The 17,072-nt window shown below is 65.8% G+C and carries 13 protein-coding genes; 5 read left to right on the forward strand and 8 right to left on the reverse strand.

What is annotated here, in order from left to right:
- Positions 1 to 249, reverse strand: a 249-nt coding sequence (locus VHR41_02545) for a DUF4062 domain-containing protein (GenBank protein HEX3233048.1), incomplete at its 3' end; no start/stop codon positions are given.
- A gap of 934 nt (positions 250 to 1,183) precedes the next feature.
- On the opposite strand from VHR41_02545, the gene VHR41_02550 reads away from it, so the two are divergent.
- Complete coding sequence (locus tag VHR41_02550) at positions 1,184 to 1,510, forward strand: hypothetical protein (GenBank protein HEX3233049.1); 327 nt, start codon at positions 1,184 to 1,186, stop codon at positions 1,508 to 1,510.
- A gap of 113 nt (positions 1,511 to 1,623) precedes the next feature.
- Here VHR41_02550 and VHR41_02555 read toward each other — a convergent pair whose 3' ends face one another.
- The 3 genes from VHR41_02555 to VHR41_02565 all read right to left on the reverse strand — a co-directional run bounded on the left by VHR41_02555 (position 1,624) and on the right by VHR41_02565 (position 4,853).
- Positions 1,624 to 2,436 (reverse strand): response regulator, encoded by an 813-nt coding sequence (locus VHR41_02555; GenBank protein ID HEX3233050.1) that lies wholly within the window; start codon positions 2,434 to 2,436, stop codon positions 1,624 to 1,626.
- Between the two features lie 355 nt (positions 2,437 to 2,791).
- Positions 2,792 to 3,265 carry a hypothetical protein gene (locus VHR41_02560; protein HEX3233051.1) on the reverse strand — a complete coding sequence of 158 codons (474 nt, stop codon included), beginning with the start codon at positions 3,263 to 3,265 and terminating at the stop codon, positions 2,792 to 2,794.
- Between the two features lie 1,189 nt (positions 3,266 to 4,454).
- Positions 4,455 to 4,853, reverse strand: coding sequence for a PAS domain S-box protein (locus tag VHR41_02565; protein ID HEX3233052.1), 399 nt, complete (start codon positions 4,851 to 4,853; stop codon positions 4,455 to 4,457).
- 1,805 nt (positions 4,854 to 6,658) lie between these two features.
- Between VHR41_02565 and VHR41_02570 the strand changes: the two genes are divergently transcribed.
- Positions 6,659 to 6,820: a hypothetical protein gene (locus tag VHR41_02570; protein ID HEX3233053.1), complete on the forward strand. Its 162-nt coding sequence runs from the start codon at positions 6,659 to 6,661 to the stop codon at positions 6,818 to 6,820.
- A 552-nt stretch (positions 6,821 to 7,372) separates the two neighbouring features.
- Here the strand turns inward: VHR41_02570 and VHR41_02575 are convergent.
- Positions 7,373 to 7,681 (reverse strand): hypothetical protein, encoded by a 309-nt coding sequence (locus VHR41_02575; protein ID HEX3233054.1) that lies wholly within the window; start codon positions 7,679 to 7,681, stop codon positions 7,373 to 7,375.
- Positions 7,682 to 7,880: 199 nt separating this feature from the next.
- A complete protein-coding gene (locus tag VHR41_02580; protein HEX3233055.1) occupies positions 7,881 to 8,798 on the reverse strand; it encodes a 2-dehydropantoate 2-reductase in 918 nt (305 codons plus the stop codon).
- Between the two features lie 893 nt (positions 8,799 to 9,691).
- Here VHR41_02580 and VHR41_02585 point away from each other — a divergent pair.
- From VHR41_02585 to VHR41_02595, 3 genes are all read left to right on the forward strand, one after another.
- A complete protein-coding gene (locus tag VHR41_02585; GenBank protein ID HEX3233056.1) occupies positions 9,692 to 10,045 on the forward strand; it encodes a metalloregulator ArsR/SmtB family transcription factor in 354 nt (117 codons plus the stop codon).
- Positions 10,023 to 10,541: an SRPBCC domain-containing protein gene (locus VHR41_02590; GenBank protein ID HEX3233057.1), complete on the forward strand. Its 519-nt coding sequence runs from the start codon at positions 10,023 to 10,025 to the stop codon at positions 10,539 to 10,541. The genes VHR41_02585 and VHR41_02590 overlap by 23 nt, the downstream gene beginning before the upstream one ends.
- 105 nt (positions 10,542 to 10,646) lie before the next feature.
- Entirely contained in the window at positions 10,647 to 13,151 is a 2,505-nt protein-coding gene (locus VHR41_02595) for an ABC transporter permease (GenBank protein HEX3233058.1), read from the forward strand.
- A gap of 584 nt (positions 13,152 to 13,735) precedes the next feature.
- On the opposite strand, the gene VHR41_02600 is transcribed toward VHR41_02595, so the two are convergent.
- Both VHR41_02600 and VHR41_02605 read right to left on the reverse strand, forming a co-directional pair.
- Positions 13,736 to 14,119: a hypothetical protein gene (locus VHR41_02600; protein ID HEX3233059.1), complete on the reverse strand. Its 384-nt coding sequence runs from the start codon at positions 14,117 to 14,119 to the stop codon at positions 13,736 to 13,738.
- A partial coding sequence (locus VHR41_02605) for an aminotransferase class III-fold pyridoxal phosphate-dependent enzyme (protein HEX3233060.1) occupies positions 14,109 to 17,072 on the reverse strand: 2,964 nt, incomplete at its 5' end. The genes VHR41_02605 and VHR41_02600, both read right to left, overlap by 11 nt.

Consider the following 17,072-nt stretch of genomic DNA (forward strand, 5'->3'; position numbering starts at 1 on the left):
GGTGATCGAGCGCGCGGGCTCCGGCGACTTCGCGGCGCGGCCCGGCACATACCCGTATCGCCAGGCCACGATGATGACGTAGGCATCGGCGACGCGCACATCGGCCAGGCAGCGGTCCACCGGCTTGCTGCCTTCGGCGACGTACTGCTCCATGCCGATCACGTCGTGCCCCATGCGGCGGAGCGTCCGGTCCACTGCGGCGCGGTGCTCGATCAGATCCTGGTAGGTGGAGGAGATGTAGACCTTCATGGGCGACTCCCCAGGCGAGGCGAGCGGTACGTCGGGATCGATGGGACGGAAAGCACGGCCAAGCGGCCGGCGGATGGCATCGGCCGCCGAGGCTCGCCGGGGGCGGCAGGGCTCGGCACGGGCGGCGGCTCGGGGTGTCTGGTCGAGGCTGGGGTCTAGTTACGGGAAGCGTTCGCGGGAAACAAGGTCACGTTTGCGACATCGAGGGGCCGATTTGCGACAGGCGGCTCACCGGCGGATGGGGGCTCATGGCCGGAACGGCCGCTTCGACACTAGCGCGTGTGGGTATCCAAGGTCGGCCGTGACGGCGAGGGTGTCGCCGCCTCATCCGATGGGCCTGCAGACCATCGCGTCGGCCGCCTCGAGGTGCGTGTCGATCTCCGTGGGCCAGGTCTTGCCGGCGGCAATGCTGACCTCGTCACGAAAGACATCCCACCGAAGCCGCCCGAGACTTTGCGAGATATCCGTCGCAGACTCCCGGTCCGTCATGTCGTAGGGAGAAACAGACGTTTCGCCATCCTGCGCTGTGCCTCGCTCTTGATCGGCGGCGGAGCTACCGCCCGGATCGGCTGTGCCTTGCGCCGGCGTTCGGCTTCTGCTTCGATGTCGCCTGCTTCCCGGTGGCCGCCGGTGTCTTCGCGACCGCGGCCTGGGCCGCCGCGTAGGCGTCACGGAGCCTGAGGCGAGGCGCTAACCGATGCTTGACGCGGCCGGAACCTGGCCGGATGCCGAAGACTGTTACCAACTCGCGCTACGATGTTGCTTGGAGATGAGATCCTGGGCGGAGCGAGGCACGTGGAGAACAGGTTCCCAAGGCCAACCGGCGAATCGTGAACCCGAGCGCGGCCCGCGAGAGGCTTGCGAGAAGTCGGCGCAGGGTGAGAGTTGAAAACGACGCTCTCCAGGACACGAAGAGGAGCCCAAGGAGCAGATCATGGATCCCGAGCAGCAGGAAGAGCTTCGCCGCGCCGTGGCGGAGACGAGCGCCCGCCTGCGGCAGCGCGGTGTCGCGCTCACCGGGCGGGAGACGAGCGACGAGCTGGTGACGCTGCTCGAGTCGGTCGAGCGCTTCGAGCTCGCGGTCGAGTCGCGCGGCGGCGATCTCATGGTGGACGAAGGGCCGCACGGCGTCACCCGCGAGCCCGACGACGTGCATTTCGTGCTGCCCCGGCGGCGCGCGGGCGAGAGCGTGGCCGAATATCTCGGTCGCCTGGACGAGGCGACGGCGGCAGTGCGGCATCACCCGCCACTGCACCAGTGAGCGCCCGACCTCTCAGCAGGGACCTCGTCGGCGTCCCGCCGGAGGCCGAGGAGCGGGCGCTTCCACCGGAAAAGCTTGCTCCGGACCTTCTTGCTTGGCGCTCCCCTGCCCCGCTACGGGGTGGCCGCCGGCTCCAGGCCGACGACCGGCGCACACGCGTGGCAACACCCTGTCTTGAGATACTCGCTTACACACTGAGCCAGTACCTGCGGACCGAACGGCTTCATGAGGAGCGGCCCCTCCTCGGCTCGAGTTGGCACGTCTTCGCCACTGATAAAGAGCACTGGTAGGTCCGGCTGGAGCCGCCGAAGCGCGGCCGCCAGGATGTCGCCGTCCGTACCTGCCAAGTGCACGTCGATCAGCGCCAGGTCGAACGGACCCTGGGCCTGCCAGACAAGGTCGAGGGCCTCCATCGCCGTTCCTGTGGCGCGGACCTCATAGTCGGCCAGCTCCAAGGAGCGGAGGACGACACCGCGTACTGCCTCGCAATCGTCCACCACGAGTACTCGAAGGCCGGCGACATCGCGCTCCGTCCGGCCGGGATGATGAGCGGTCGGGATCAGACCGGCGAGCCATTGCTCCGCCTCGGAAGCGTCGGCGAAGGTCGCGAACTGCGGGTTGGCGCCGGCGCCGTAGTCCTGATACAGCGAGGCGACGCAGGCGTTGATGGTGTTCCCCGGCACGAAGGCCACCGGAGCACACCCGTGCCGCTCGCGAAGCGTGACCATGAGCTCGGATAGAATCCGCACCTCCTGGGGCGACATCGTCAGGGCGGCCTGGCGCCCATCGATCAACTGTGGCTTCCGCAGCCAATCCCGCTCTGACAGCATGTAGACGTAGTGGGTCAGATCGGGCAGCCCAATCATCCCGATGCAGGTCGTGCGAATGAGATCGAGGTGCAAATCCGGTAGGTATGTGATCGGCATAGGTTACCTCACATCCGTTCGTCGAGCCATCCGTCGCTCTGGCGCGGCAACAAGTTGGCAGGGGCGATTCCATCCTACAAGTCAGTCTGACCTAGCTCCGGACAGGGTGGGAAAGGTGCAGGCCTCGGGCAGCGCCATCGCGGCGCGTGAGGTGAGTCCAGGAAGTAGCCGTGATGCTTGCTCGTCGGCCACGGCCAGGCCGTATCGAGAGGTACCGCAATGTGTCGTCGCCAACGTGGGACCGCCAGCGTCGGGGCCCGCGCCGGGCGGCAGGGGTCGGCCGAACGCTATTGGACAATGTGCTCCGGGATGATCAAGCGGGTCTCACGCGGACGACGAGGACAACGCCGGGCTGCTATCGGCACGGGCACCGTTTCGTGCTGTCCACCACCACCCGATAGGTGAATCCGTTGCCGATCGGCGTGCGCGTCCCCGCCACCAGCGGCAGCAGCGCCGCCTCGATCCTGACGTCGGCGGCCGACCCGGGCGGCGCCTCGGGCGGCGGGGTCACCCGCACCGGCACCAGCGCCGTCGCTCCCGGCTCCAGCAGGCGGCCGTGGGCGCCGAGCAGGCGGGCCTTCCGCTCGGTGGCCTCCGACAGCCTGGTCTCCGACGCTGGGGCGAGCACTTCCGCCTTCCAGCCCCGCGGCAGGGCCGTGCTGTCCACCCGCACCACCAGCTCGGCGGCGACCTGGAAGGCGTTGGTGGCCGCGCTCAGCACGATCTCGCCGGCCGTGGCGGCCCGGGTCTGGAAGTTCCGCATGCCGACGTTGCTGCTCCGCTCCGGCTTGGTGGTGAGCGCCATGTCGCGCTGCTGGCGAACCACCACGCCGACGCACCAGTGGTACTCGCCCCAGCTGTTGGTCCCGGTGGGGGGCGGAACGGACCGACAAGCTGGTGCAGGTTGGCGTGGGGCAGAAGGTACCAGTCGCCCAGGCGGCCGATAGAGGAAAGATGAGCGGGAAGTGAGGGCGGACGCGACAGTTTTCCCGAGAAAGTGTCGCAATCGGGTCCCCGTCACCACCGAGCACCGGGAAGGACCTCCTGGCGATCCTCTTGGCAGCCTGCGTCCCGAAGGGGCCCCTTTAGTTTCAGGCGAAGTTGGCACAGATATTTGTACACCTGCTAATCAGGCAGCGGCCAGAGGTCGGGAGGTGTAGGTCACGCCCACTCTCCCCAGCCTCAGTGCGAGCCACGAGGCGTGCCCTGGACACAGCGAGTGCTCCTTCCCGGGGACCTCCGCCGGCGCCCGCATGACGGCGGCGGCCGGCTTCCCACACCCGGGGATTTCACAGACTGGAATTGAGGGACGGGCACTCATGTGAGGGGGCCCCACCGTGGCTGTACGGGGTAGCTGGTGAGGCCCTACTACGAAGACGCCGGAGAGAAGGCGGCCCGCACTCCCGGGGGAGTCCGCGGTCGGTCGACGCACCGGTTCCTCTATGCTGACCGTCAATCCTCACAGCCGACGCTTCTGGAATCAGGAGAGTTTGGGGTCGGCTCTCCTGCTAGCCCGGTAGCTACGAGCCCTGGTAAGGCATCAGTCTCAGGACAAGTCATCGACCGAGCAATTCCGCACTCGCCCATCGATGATACGTTGACCGAACTCACAACAACCCGTGATGGCCGATTCTTCTGTGGGGTAGGTGCTAGGGCCGCTGAAGGCCCGCAAGTCCCTATTGCGGCCAATCAAGAGATCAAGGGTCCAGCGGCCGGAGCCATGTACCTGAAACGTGCGCGCCGTGATGGTGAAGCCCTTGTACAAGACCGGATTCAACTGAGGCCTGGGTAGAGGACTCTAGAAGTATACTGAAGTGTACGGTGGGCTTATGGGTGACGGCGGCCTCGCGCAGCGACACACGCAGGAAAGACAGCGGAGTGGCGGTACCACAAGGCCGTCTGTCTGGCCCTGGCTGCGCCCGCACGGCGAGCATGCTAACCGATGGTGGCCCACATCGCGCCAGACTGACATCAGCTTCAGAGTTAGGGCGTAGTACAGCAGCAGCGCGAGGGGACGGTCACGCCCCCGCCGTCTGGCGATCCGCCCGGTCCCGCTCGGTGACGTCCCGGGCCACCGCGTAGATCAGCCCAGTGGCTGGCTCCGGGTAGGACGTCCACTCCAGCCGCCGGTAGCTGCCGTCCTTGCAGCGATAGCGATTCTGGAAACAGATGGTCTCGAGACCGTTGGCGAGCTTGCTCACCTCCGCGATTGTGTCGCTCCGGTCCTCGGGGTGGATTAGCTCGACAAAGGGGGTCTTCAGCAGTTCCACCGTGGTGTAGCCCAAGACCCGCTCGAAGGAGGGATTGACCAGCTTGAAATAGCCGTCGATTCCCGCGATGCAGAGCATGTCCAGGGCATAGTTGAAGAACCGATCCAGGTCGTAGCGGGTATACTCCCCGGTGGCAGCCTCGCTCACCGAGACGCCGCAGAGGGGGCAGTAGCGCGCGCCCTCGGCCAGCGGCGCCTGGCATCGTAGGCACGAGCCTTGAGAATGTCTCGTTGGGATCGTCTCCATGATCGGACACCTCCCCCAAGCTACGTCTACAGCGGGGGCGATGCGGTCGAGCGAACTCCCCCTCACCGTTCAGTATGGGGGGGTGGCCGGATGCCAGGTGTGCGCAGGCTCACTGAATGGCGGTCGAGATCCTTCATTGTTGGCCGCGGCGACCACTCGCAATCGCTCCGAATCTGACGGTACTTTGTGCCTTAAGTACAACCGCCGGCGCCAACGTGCGAGCTGTGCGGCGGCCCAACACTGCATGTCGCCCTCGCCAAGCTCGACACCCATCCCGGACGACCCGTGAGCGGACCGGAGCTGTCTGCTCCGCTCCGCGGCTACCTTGCCACCCGGGCCCGGCCACGGTCTGGTCCTTCCCACACCCCTACGCGCTGCGCCGCTTGGTGTGAATCTCCTCGCGCAAGGTGGTGCCCGTGTCGCGCGATAGCGTCAGACATGGACGGATCGGTGCAGACTTCTTCACATCATGTTGTCTAGGCCGAGCGCCATGAGCGAGTGCATTCGGACGAAGCCGCAGCTATTGCAGGTAAAGAGCACACACGTTGCGATTCTCCCAGTCGATCCCGCCGTGCCTCCAGGCGCTCGCGTGGGGTCCTCGCGCCACTGGGCTACTTCATAGAGTCCGAACTGTCCGCGGTCGAGCACCAGCATGCCCTTCTTGCAGGCAGGGCACTCCGGCTTTACACCCACTTTCTCCAGGAGAGCGCGAATCTTGTCAAGTTGGTCCTTGCTGAAGTTCGTCACAGAAACTCCTTGCCTGAGATATTGAGGACTAGGCGTGGACGGCTTCGTGTGGGGTGTGAGAGGGGCCTGCGTGGCCGGTCGTGCCGGCGGCCGCTCGGCTTGGCGGTGCTCGAGGCCAGTAGCGTTGATGTTCGGTTGACGCGACGCCCCTAGTATAGCGCCCGGCGAGCGTTTCAGGAGGTCAGAATGGAGGGGATGACGTGGTAGTGGAGGGGCCAAGAGGCCCGCCACCGTATCGTGAAAGGTGTCCCGAGTCGCCTTCAGGCGCTCCGGCTCGTGCATCCTGGCCGCCGTCTTCAGCAAGCGCACAATCTCATCCGCCACCGTCCGCTCCGGCGGGGCGGCGGCTCCAGAGGTTCCTACCTCGGCTGCACCAGGCGCAGCTGTCCCCTGACTATACCCGTTAGGGCCCCCAAGCGGGGTCGGGGGCTCGTGGCGGAACGGGCGAGCCTGGGGTCGAGTAGCGTGGAGAGGGGCTGACGCATATACTTCACGTGCCGCCCCTCGAAGGCGGTGCACGGGAATGGCCCGGGCGGGCTTTCGATCCCGCCGCCCTCCTAGCGAGGAACTCTGTCCAGTTGGAGTTACCGGAGCTGCTCCCTAGACCGCCGCATGGCTTGCTCCGTGCGGCGGCCGCTTTTTACGGCATCCGTCCCCCGCCCTGAGTAGTCCGTCGATCGCCTCCCAGAGCGGTGCCAGTATCTCCGCCGGCGCTCCAGCGAGCCGCAGCTCGAAGATGAGCAACTCGAGCTTAAGCTCACGGCATCAACACTCCTTGAACCTGGCACCCGGATGCTCAAGCGGATTCACCGGCGACGCGAGGTACGCCCGGCTGGATCAAGGCCGCCTGGGCATATATCCGGCCACGGAACGCCGAGAAGTACACAGCCGGAGAGCCTGGCGCGCCATCCGACCGAGGAAGGAGTCTCGCTGTGAAAACGGAACGGAAACCCTATCTTGTGAAACTGAAACCCAACTGTGCTGACGCCTACGCGGGCAAGCTCCAGGTCGGTCGCGAGTATCAGGCCCACTTCTCACTCGAGAACGCGAAGTATATGAGCATCGTGGGAACCGACATCACGCGCGCGCTCAAGGCGCACTTCGATATACGGCTGACGTAGGCGAGCCCGGCCAGGAAGGCGCGGGCTTGGAGGCCAGCCCCAGCAAGCCCGCGGCGAGCGCCGTCGCCATGCGGGCCGCGTTTCACAAACTGGGATCGCGAGCATCGGCAGCTGGATCTTTGCTACCTTCTCTCGCTCAGCCGTCCCTATCAAGTCCAGGTCATGCTGACGACACTATTCGCCCACACGTTCATCTCACCATGAGCGCGACGACCGACGACCCGCACGAGCAGGAAACGTTGTTAGCTGTGCTTCGGTCAGTGCAATTCAAGAGTTGAGCGCTGAGGGCAGCCGGTGCGAAAACGCGGTGGCGGTAGCGTCACCGCGCTGCCCAGCTTCGTGGTAGACGTACCGATTCCCCCTCCCGACCCGCCTTGCTGACCCCCTCCACGTTGCCCGCCCCATCAGATGATGTCGGGATCGGAAGCAGCTTGCCGCCGAAGTCGGCTACGAGGGTCGAACCATTGGGCCGTGAGCAGCAGGTTTTCGGACTTCAGGCGATCAAGCGCCAGGCCGCCTTCAGGGGGATCAAGGGCGTCGGCCCATGCTGACTCAAGGAATCACGCGCACACGTACCGAGCCATCCGGGCCGACGGCATCCTCCAGGGCCCCGTTCTTGTCCAGGTAGACTACCGCCACGGGCAACATATCGAGCTTGCCGCCGGCGGGTCCGCTGACCAGGTAGACGGGCTGAGGAGCGTCGGCCGACGTGCCGGCTCTCCGGGCCCCTTCGGCCATCAACGGTCGCGGAAGGAGTGCCTCCGCGTGGGCACTGACGAGCTGCAGCGCCAACAGGGCGCAGATTATTGCGAGCAAGGCATTGGTTGCGCCGCGAGAGGAGAGGCGGCCTCGGGTGTTCACGATATCCTCCGACTGGTGGCGAGTTGGCTGAGCTCTGCGAGCGGACGCATGATCCCTGCTTACCGCCACGTGCACAAGCGACACGCTGGCCAGTGGGTAACCCGTTCGGCTGAGGGCGTGGGCCAGACGCCGACCGCGTCCTTGGGCGCGGCCATGCGGCCACAGACCGGCATCCCGGACCAGCAGTCGTCGAACGCGATCACCCCCGCGCCCGCAGCTCGAGCGGCACCAGTGAGCGGTAGAAGGACTCGTGCACCGGCGTCGGCACCCCCTTCTCCCGCCCCAGCCGCACGACCGCCCCGCTCTGCGCCTCCAGCTCCGACGGCCGCCCGGCGATGAGGTCGCGCTGCATGGACGCGGTCCCCTCCGCCGGCACCGTGTCGGTGAAGGCGAGCGTCTCCTCCACCGTGTCGTCCGGGAGGGCCACCCCATGGGCGCGGGCGACGGCCAGCACCTCGCGCATGGCGCGCTCGAGCAGCGCGCGGGTCTCGGGCCGGCTTCGGAACACCCCGATGGGCGCCCGGGTCACGGCGCCCACCCCGCTGACCGAGGCGATGAACAGGAACTTGCGCCACAGCTCGGCCCGCACGTCCTCGAGCGCCTCGGCGGTGACGCCGCGGCACCGGGCGAAGACCTGCTGGAGCCGCTCGACCCGAGGGCTCAGGCCCCCGGCCAGCTCGCCGAAGCCGATGTAGGGCTCGACGCCCTCGTGGCGGATCTCGCCGGGGGCGGCGATCCAGGCGAGGATGCGGCAGAGGCCGCCGAGCACGCGCTCGGGGCCCAGGACGGCGGCGAGCTGGGCGGGGGCCTCGACGCCGTTCTGGAGGGGGACGACGAAGGTGTCGGGGCCCAGGAGCGGGCCCATGGCGCGGGCGGCGTCGGGGACCTGCCAGGCCTTGACGCCCAGGAGGATGACGTCGGCGAGGCCCAGCTCGGCGGGGGTATCGGAAGCGTGGGCCGGCTGGATCACGAAATCGCCGTCGGTGCTCGTGACGCGCAGCCCGCGTTCACGGATCGCGCGTAGCGCCGCGCCGCGGGCGATGAAGGCGACGTCCTCATCCGTCTCCGCGAGCCGGCCGCCGAAGTAGGCGCCCACGGCGCCCGCGCCAAATACCACGATTCGCAACCTACGGCCTTCCTTGGTGCGATACGTTGGGCTAAACCGGTGGAAGAGACATGTATCAAAGCCTTATGGGCGTGCATAAGCCGGACGCGAATCGGCCGAAGCGGATGCAGTGGAATCTACCCGACCGGAGCGCTGCCTGGGGAGCGAAGGAAGCACGGGACCACCCGGCCCTTCAACCAACCCTCAATTGAGTGCTGGGTATAAAGACAACTCGCAAAAATGTCAGTAGCCCTCTTCTCATCTTTCGCAACGGTTGAGTGGTTAACAGATGGGAGATACGAGCTGACCACTGAACACCTTCACGAGTGATGAGCGAGCTCAGATCTGAGGAACTCTTCCAGGACCTCCGAATACGTCAGAGGGCAGTGGGCCGCCGCGAGCGCCAGCTCCAATGAGTCCCAGGCCGGCAATGGCAACCGAACGGTTCGCGTCCATGCGAGGCCTTTCGGATCGTAGCCCCCCCCCAACCCTCGGTCTGGCTGACGGTCATGCGGATACTGTCTCGGCGCTCGATCCGCACACTGATGGCCGGCCGGAAGGGTGGGCAGATAGAGAAACCGATAGACCACATCTGTCGGACCTGCCGGGGCGGGCAATGCCGACTCCTTGAGGGCAACCAGAAACTGGGTGTACCAACAGCGGCGGAAGGGTTCGAGGGAGAGGTAGGGCAGGACTTCACGGAACGCCACTGTGTCGGTGCCGGGCAGCCGCGCGTCACGATGCGGCCGTTCGGCAAGGACGTCGTCGCAGTAGAGGCAGCGATGGTGGTCTGACCGATCACGGATGCGCGCTCTGCTGAGATCGTAGGACGCATCGTTCTTCGCGGCCACCCCTTGCATGCCGCGAACGCTTGCGTTAAACTACTGAACCATATGGTTCAGTATATGACGACCCGACTTGATACTTCGTTCGCCGCGCTCTCGGCCGCCACGCGGCGTGGCGTTCTGGAGCAGCTCGGACGAGCCGACGCTTCGATCACGGACCTTGCCGAGAAGTTCCAGATGACGCTCACGGGCATGAAGAAGCACGTCGGCGTTCTGGAGCAGGCGGGGCTCGTCACCACGAAGAAGAACGGGCGCGTGCGGACGTGCCGGCTGGGCCCGCGCCGATTGGAGGAAGAGACGGCGTGGCTCGAGAGGTACCGCCAGCGCTGGGACGAACGCTTCGACGAGTTGGACAAGGTTGTCGAGGAACTGACCCGAAAGGAGAAGAGCGATGAACGCAAGAATCGAAAGTGAGCCCGGCCCCGTGAAGAACCGCACCACGGTGGAACGGAAGTCGGACCGCGAGGTGGTTGTCACGCGGACCATCAACGGCCCGGCGCGCATCGTGTTCGAGGCATTTACCAAGGCCGAGCTGCTCAAGCGTTGGTGGGTGCCCAAGTCGATGGGAATGGCCCTGCTGTCCTGCGAGGTGGATGCTCGTGTCGGAGGCAAGTACCGATTGGTATTCGACCTCGGTGGCCCCGAGCCTGCCGCGTTTTTCGGTACGTATGTCGAAGTGAAGCCGTATTTGCGCCTCGCGTGGACCAACGAGGAAGGTGGCGAGGGCGGGCCGGTCACCACGGTGACCTTCGAGGAAAAGGGCGGCAAGACGCTGGTGGTCCTGCAGGAGAACTATCCTTCGAAGGAAGCGCTCGACGCTGCCGGCACCGGAGCAGCCGATGCAATGGTCGAGACGTTCGATCAGCTGGACGAGCTTCTCGTCGCCCTGGGTGAGAGCTCAGGACAGTAACAGAGACGTGGGTCTCGCGGTCGGTCGTCCGATAGTCCCGGCTCACACTGGCCGGGGCTATCGGGTTCTGTCGGCCGCCATCCCGGCAATTCCGAAGGCAATCCAATGATGCAAGACGTCCTGCAGGACGTGAAGTATGCGGTCCGCTCTTTCGGGCGGAGACCGCTCTTCACCGCGGTTATTCTGCTGACCCTGGCGCTGGGCATCGGCAGCAATGTCGCGATCTTCAGTGTGGCCAACGCGGTGCTGTTCCGGCCTCTGCCCTTCAAAGACCCGGACCAGCTGGCGTTCGTGTGGACTCGCCTGCCCACGACCAACGTTGCTCGCTCGCTGGTCTCCGGTCCCGACTTCAAGGATTACCAGGCTCAGGCCACCCAGTTCGATGGAATTGCCGGTGCCATCGCCGTCAGCGGTACGCTCACCGGTGACGGCCCGCCGGAGCGGGTCACCAACGCCTACGTCACCTGGAATCTTCTGAGTCTCCTCGGCGTCCAGCCGGTGCTGGGGCGGACCCACGTGTCGGAAGACGCCTTTCCGATCGATCCCAAACAGTTTGGCAATCCAGACCCCAAGCTGCCGCCTGGCAAGGTGGTGTTGAGTTACGGGCTGTGGCAGCGGCGTTTCGGCGGCGACCTGGGCGTTATCGGCAAGACCATCCTCATGGATGGCTGGGGATCGCAGGTGGTCGGGGTGTTGCCCAAAGACTTCCGGATCTATCTCCCCGCCGACGCCGCGATGCCGACCAACATCGATGCCTGGGGTGTTCTGCCGAGCAATCTCGGGGATTTCGAGCGGGAAGCGGCCTGGCTAACTATTGTCGCCAGGCTCAAGCAAGGGGCTACCCTGGAGCAGGCCCAGAGCGACATGGACCGTATCGCGACGAGTCTGCGCGAGACCCACCAGTTTCACGCCACCCAGAAGATGCAGATCGTGGTCGGTGGGATGCATCACGATGTAGTGGAACACGCCCGGCCGGCGCTGTTGGCATTGCTGGGCGCGGTTGCCTTTGTGCTCCTGATTGCCTGCGCCAATATCGCAAACCTCATGCTGGTGCGCGCATCCGAGCGGGGCCGGGAGATTGCCGTTCGTGCGGCGATCGGCAGCGGCCGGGGCCGCATCGTGGCCCAGATGCTGACGGAGAGTCTGGTGCTCTCAGCCGGCGGCACCAGCCTGGGACTTCTGCTCGCGTGGGCCGGGATCAAAGTGATCAAGGCGCTCAGTCCAGCCAACCTGCCGAGGATCGATCAGGTATCGCTCGATGCGGGCGCATTCGCCTTTGCGGCCACGGCAGCAGCGGTCGCCGCGCTCCTGTTTGGTCTCGCTCCGGCGCTCCGAGCAGTCAGCGGCAATCTGGCGGACGGTCTGCGCGACCGGGGCACCGATACAGGCGGCGCGCGGGGCAACAAGCTCCGCACGGTACTGGTCGTGAGCGAAATGACTCTGTCACTGGTTCTGCTAATCGGGGCCGGATTGATGGTGCGGAGCTTCGCCGAGATTCAGAAGGTCAATCCCGGATTTGATCCGAAGAATGCGGTGACGTTTATTGCACCGCTCCCACTCATCAAGTATCTCACGTCGCAGTCCCGGGCCAACTTCGTCAACCAGCTGGGCGATGGTCTCGCCGCCATTCCGGGCGTGGAGGTCGTCGGAGGCGTGACGCCGCTTCCGCTCGCGGGGGGCGAACAGTATGCGGTCGGATCCTACGGCAGAATCGGCGAGTCGGACGACGCCTACCGGACCAACATGGCCGACAACAAGTCGGTGCTGCCCGGCTACTTCGAAGCGATGAAAATCCCGCTCCTCTCCGGCCGCACCTTTGTTCGAGCGGACAACGAAGAGCAGGCCCAGGATGTGGTAGTGGTCGACCAGAAATTCGCGACTCGGGTCTTCCGCCGGGAAAATCCGCTGGGGGCCCAGATCCTGGTGGACCATGTCAACGAGAAGACCTTCGCGATGGAGCGACTGCCGGTCACCATCGTCGGCGTGGTGGCCAATGTTCGATCGACTTCACTCGCGTCGGAGAGCCGGGAGACGATTTACTACCCGTACGTCTTCCAGTCGTTTCTGCCGCTCACCTTCGTAGTGCGAACCGCCACGAACCCGACGAGCCTCATGCCGCAGATCCGTGCGGCGGTCGCGGCCCTGGACAAGGATGTTCCGGTGGCCGATCTCAACACCCTGCAATCCTGGGTCACGGAAGCCATGGCCCAGACCAGGTTTCTGCTGGCGCTGACAAGCACCTTCGCCGTGCTGGCGCTGATCCTCGCAGCCCTCGGCTTGTACGGCGTGATTTCCTCCTCGGCTCGACAGCGTACCCGCGAGATCGGAGTGCGAGTTGCCCTGGGCGCGAACGAGGGACAGATCCGCGAGCTCATCCTCGGCCAGGGCCTGATCGTGGCGGGTGTGGGAATCGCGCTAGGGCTGGTCGCGTCTGTAGCGCTCACTCGAGTGATGGCGAGCTACCTGGTAGGCGTGAGCGCCACCGATCCGCTCACGTTCGTGGGAGTACCAGTCGTCCTGCTCGGCGTGGCCGCGGTCGCATCTTACCTACCGGCGCGGAGAGCGGCCGGAATGGATCCGGTCAGGGCGCTGAGGGACGAAGGGCGGTAGCACCGAGCCTGGTCAGGAAGGCGCCGAGATATCAGGGACTGGGACGCCGGTTCCACATATCCAATTGCATCCGCCACGACGACCTGCGCATCAGCTGCAAGCGACTCGCTCGCGCATGCGCTACTGATAAAGGCCAAGCGCGCTGCCGTCCGGCAACCGGACGGCGGTCACTCGGCCCCACCCGGCCTCAGTAATCGGTCGAGCCAAGTCCACACCTCGAGTCCGGAGCTCTGCCGCAGTGGAATCGAGGTCATCGCACATCAGGTACAGCTCCATGGCCGGGGACGTTTCTCCCTCCGCCAGGGGTGGACCCGGATGCACGGCCAACTCGGTGGGGGGCAGCCCAAAGATGAGCCAGTCGTTCCCCGCATCGACTGACGGTCAGCGCAGGACATCGCGAAGAAATGCCCGGACCTGCTCCGCTTGCGGTGAATAGATCAGCGCGTGCACACCAATAAGCATCCTAGCCTCACTGAAGTAGTCGAGGACGCTGCGGCGCGAACTAGGCGATTTCGCAAAAACAGAAGACTGCCTCAGAAAGACGGCGCCGCCAGCTTCACGCGCATGTTAGGCAGCGGCATCGTTCAATTACGTGTGCCTCCCCGTCGCAGGCTCCACAGGCCGCGCACCGAGAGCATCATGGTGACGCCCCCGAGCGCGCCGAGTGCCCAGAGTGTCCAGACGAAGAAGAAGCCGCCGGTGGACGCGGCAATCTCGGGATAGTGTGACCCCCTCATGTGCATGACAGGAATGATTGCCGCGAAGAACCCCACGAGGAACATGATGATGTGCCCCGATCGCCGGTCGGCGAGCACCAGGGTGCCGTACAGGAAGACCACCAGGACGACCAGCGCAGTATTTGAGGACTCGGCCTTCGATATCCCACGGACAATGTCGTCCGTCACGTGAAGCGTCAGCAAGAGGAGCGAGAGCAGGGACGTGACCTTCAGCAGGCCGTTATTGTTCACGACCGTTCTCCGGTCTCACTGTGGACGTACCGACCGGCCTTCGGCCCGGCAGTTCGCGGAGCGCGCGGGCCAGTGTGTCCACGACTTGGTGGGCGTCGGCAAGCGAGAGCGTCATCGGGCCACGGATCTTGATGACGTTGTGGTACGGCCCGTCGGTGCCTGCGAGCACGCCGCGCTGGCGCATGCGATCGACCACGAAGGCCGCTTCGTCTGGTGCCGGCTCGAGGGTGTGCCGGTCACGGACGAGCTCCACGCCGAGGAAGAGGCCCGATCCGCGCACATCCCCGACGATCTCGAATTCCCCCATCAAGGGCTTCAATCCGCTCAACAACCGCTCGCCCACGAGGAGTGCGTTCCGCTGGAGCTCCTCGTCGAGGGTCACCTGCAGCGTCATGCGGCCGGCCACGCACGCAGCCGTGCTGCCGCCGAAGGTGCTGAAGAACTCCATGCCGTTGTCGAAGCTTTCGGCGATGGCGCGCGTGGTGATCACCGCCCCCATCGGATAGCCATTCGCGATCGGTTTGCCGAGGACGACGATGTCGGGCGTGACGTCGTGGGCCTCGAAGGCCCAGAAGTGGGTGCCCAGACGGCCGAAGCCCGTCTGGACCTCGTCCGCGATGCAGATCCCGCCGGCCGCGCGCACGCGCGCGTACACGTCGGCCAGAAACCCCTTCGGAAGCATGATCTGCCCGCCCACGCTCGGGCAGGTCTCGGCGATGTAGCCCGAGAGACGTCGTCCCTTCGCGGCGAGATCGGCGATCACCTCCCCGACCCGCGACGCGAACCACGAGCCGGGGTCGGCGTGAGCGCCGCGCGCGCGGTAAACGTCGGGGAGCGGCGACCGGTGCACCCAATCCGGTGCGCCCTCGCCGCCCGGGCCCGCATGCTTGTATGGGCTGATGTCGATCAAGGTCGTGGTGTGACCGTGATAGGCCGAGTCCATCACGATCACATCGCGCGCCCGGGTCCGTGCGCGCGCGAGGCGGAGCGCGAGTTCGTTGGCCTCGCTGCCCGAGGCCGTGAAGTAGCAGACGCTCAACGACGTCGGAAACAGCGCCGTCAATTGCTCCGCATACTCGGTGAGCTGCTCCTGCAGGTAGCGGGTGTTCGTGTTGAGCACGGCCAGTTGGTCACTGACGGCGCGGACCACGCGCGGGTGGCAGTGGCCCACGTGCGCCACATTGTTGTACGCGTCGATGAAACGGTGTGCCGCATCGTCGTACAGGTACTGTTTGTAGCCGCGGACGATGTTGAGTGGGTTCGCGCCGTAGGACACGCGTACGTTGCCGCCGACGTGCGCGTGACGCGCTGCCGCAATTGCTGACGTCGGTACATGATGCGGTAGCTCCTCCATCGGAATCCCAAGGATCAGGTTCGGATCGGGACAGAGGCTTTTCCACACACGCCGCTGGCTCGCGCGAACGACGCCGTCCACGTTGCACGCGACGTCAAGGAGGTCGGTGACCAGTTGGACGTGGACGTGGGTCCACCAGTCGCCGTTGGAGGGTGCGCTGCCGACGCGGGCGAACACCGCGCCCTTCGCGATCGGCTGTCCGACCCGGAGTCCCTCGAGCGAGTCGCACGACAGGTGCCCGTACAGTGAATAGAACTCCACGGAGTCCGGACCCTCCGTCCGATGGCGCAGGACGATGACGGGCCCGTAGTCGTGGTGGGCGGCAGCGTTCTCGAATCCATGCACCACACCGTCGAGCGGCGAATGGAGTGGGGATCCGGGAGCCAGCGAGAGGTCGAGTCCGATATGGATCGTACGCGGCTCGGTTCCCGTCGGCTCGTTCGGCCAGGCATAGATCAGCCGGGCCTCGTCGTATCCCCCGGCACCGACCGTCGCGCCGCGCTCGGCGAGCCGGCGCTGTATGCGGCGATCGAGTTCGGCTGGAGTGTTCTCGGACGGTTCGCTGGAAACCAACGCGCTGCCGGCGCTGAGATCGATCGGTGCCACCGGAGTCGTGCGCAGATCGCGGCCGATCAGGGGCGCGAACCGTGCCGATTGCTCCGCCAGCCAGGCCATGACGCGCGGGGCATGCGGCACGGGCGGCAGGCCACAGGCATCGCGAAAGGTGTAGTGAGCGAATCGTGGATGGATCGCCGCGAGGATCGGCAACGTCCTGGCCAGGGGTCCCTGGCTGATCCGAAGGTAGTCGTCCCCGGGGCGTTCCGCGGTCTGCTTCGCGGAGACGCACGCGCTCATGCAGAGTCGCATGCACATCAAGCTGAAGAGTGCCTGCAGCTCGGGCTCGGTCAGCGGGCGCGTCTCGTGGTGACCGGCGACGACCGCTGCGGCCGCGGCCAACGGATCGGCCGCGCTGAGGGCGACGTATGCCATCGCGATCGCGACGTCGTTGACGCTGTGGCTGTACACCATGTCGCCAAAGTCGAGGATCCCCGTGACGGACTGGCGTGCCTCGTCGATGAGGACGTTGTAGTCGTTGGCGTCGCCGTGGATGACGCCGCGCCGGAAGTCCGGGAGCATCGGGACGACATGGGCCCGATGGTACGCGGCAAATGCTGCGATCCGCGGGGCGAGCGCAGTGTCGGCGACCAGGGGGAGATACGTGCCGATGACGCGCTCGGCGTTCGCGAGGTCCCAATGGAAATCACGATGGAAGGCCGGATGATCGAAGTTCGTGAGCGCGCGGCCCAGGCGACCGACCGCGCGACCGAGGTCCCGCCGCAAGGCGTTCGTGTGGAGACGCGCCGTTCCGAGTGTCGTGCCCGGCAGCACCGAGATGAGTCGCACGAACTGGGGACCGTGCATGCCGATCGCGGAGCCCTCGACGGTACGGATCAGTCGGGGGGTGAGTCCGCTCGGCTCCAGATGGAGCATGGCCGCACATTCGGCCTCGAGCACCTCACGCCGTTCGGCAGGATTGGCCAGTTTGAGGACGAAGCGCTCCCCTGACTCGGACTCGAGGAGGACGTTCTGGTCGCGTTC

The organism is Gemmatimonadales bacterium, from assembly GCA_036265815.1.
Classification (GTDB): domain Bacteria; phylum Gemmatimonadota; class Gemmatimonadetes; order Gemmatimonadales; family GWC2-71-9; genus CAVVWJ01.

What these genes read in the sequence shown, in the direction of transcription:
- VHR41_02585 (HEX3233056.1), top strand. Translation starts at nt 9,692, where the DNA reads ATGACGACCCGACTTGATACTTCGTTCGCCGCGCTCTCGGCCGCCACG.
- VHR41_02550 (HEX3233049.1), top strand. Translation starts at nt 1,184, where the DNA reads ATGGATCCCGAGCAGCAGGAAGAGCTTCGCCGCGCCGTGGCGGAGACG.
- VHR41_02555 (HEX3233050.1), bottom strand. Translation starts at nt 2,436, where the DNA reads ATGCCGATCACATACCTACCGGATTTGCACCTCGATCTCATTCGCACG.
- VHR41_02595 (HEX3233058.1), top strand. Translation starts at nt 10,647, where the DNA reads ATGATGCAAGACGTCCTGCAGGACGTGAAGTATGCGGTCCGCTCTTTC.
- VHR41_02590 (HEX3233057.1), top strand. Translation starts at nt 10,023, where the DNA reads ATGAACGCAAGAATCGAAAGTGAGCCCGGCCCCGTGAAGAACCGCACC.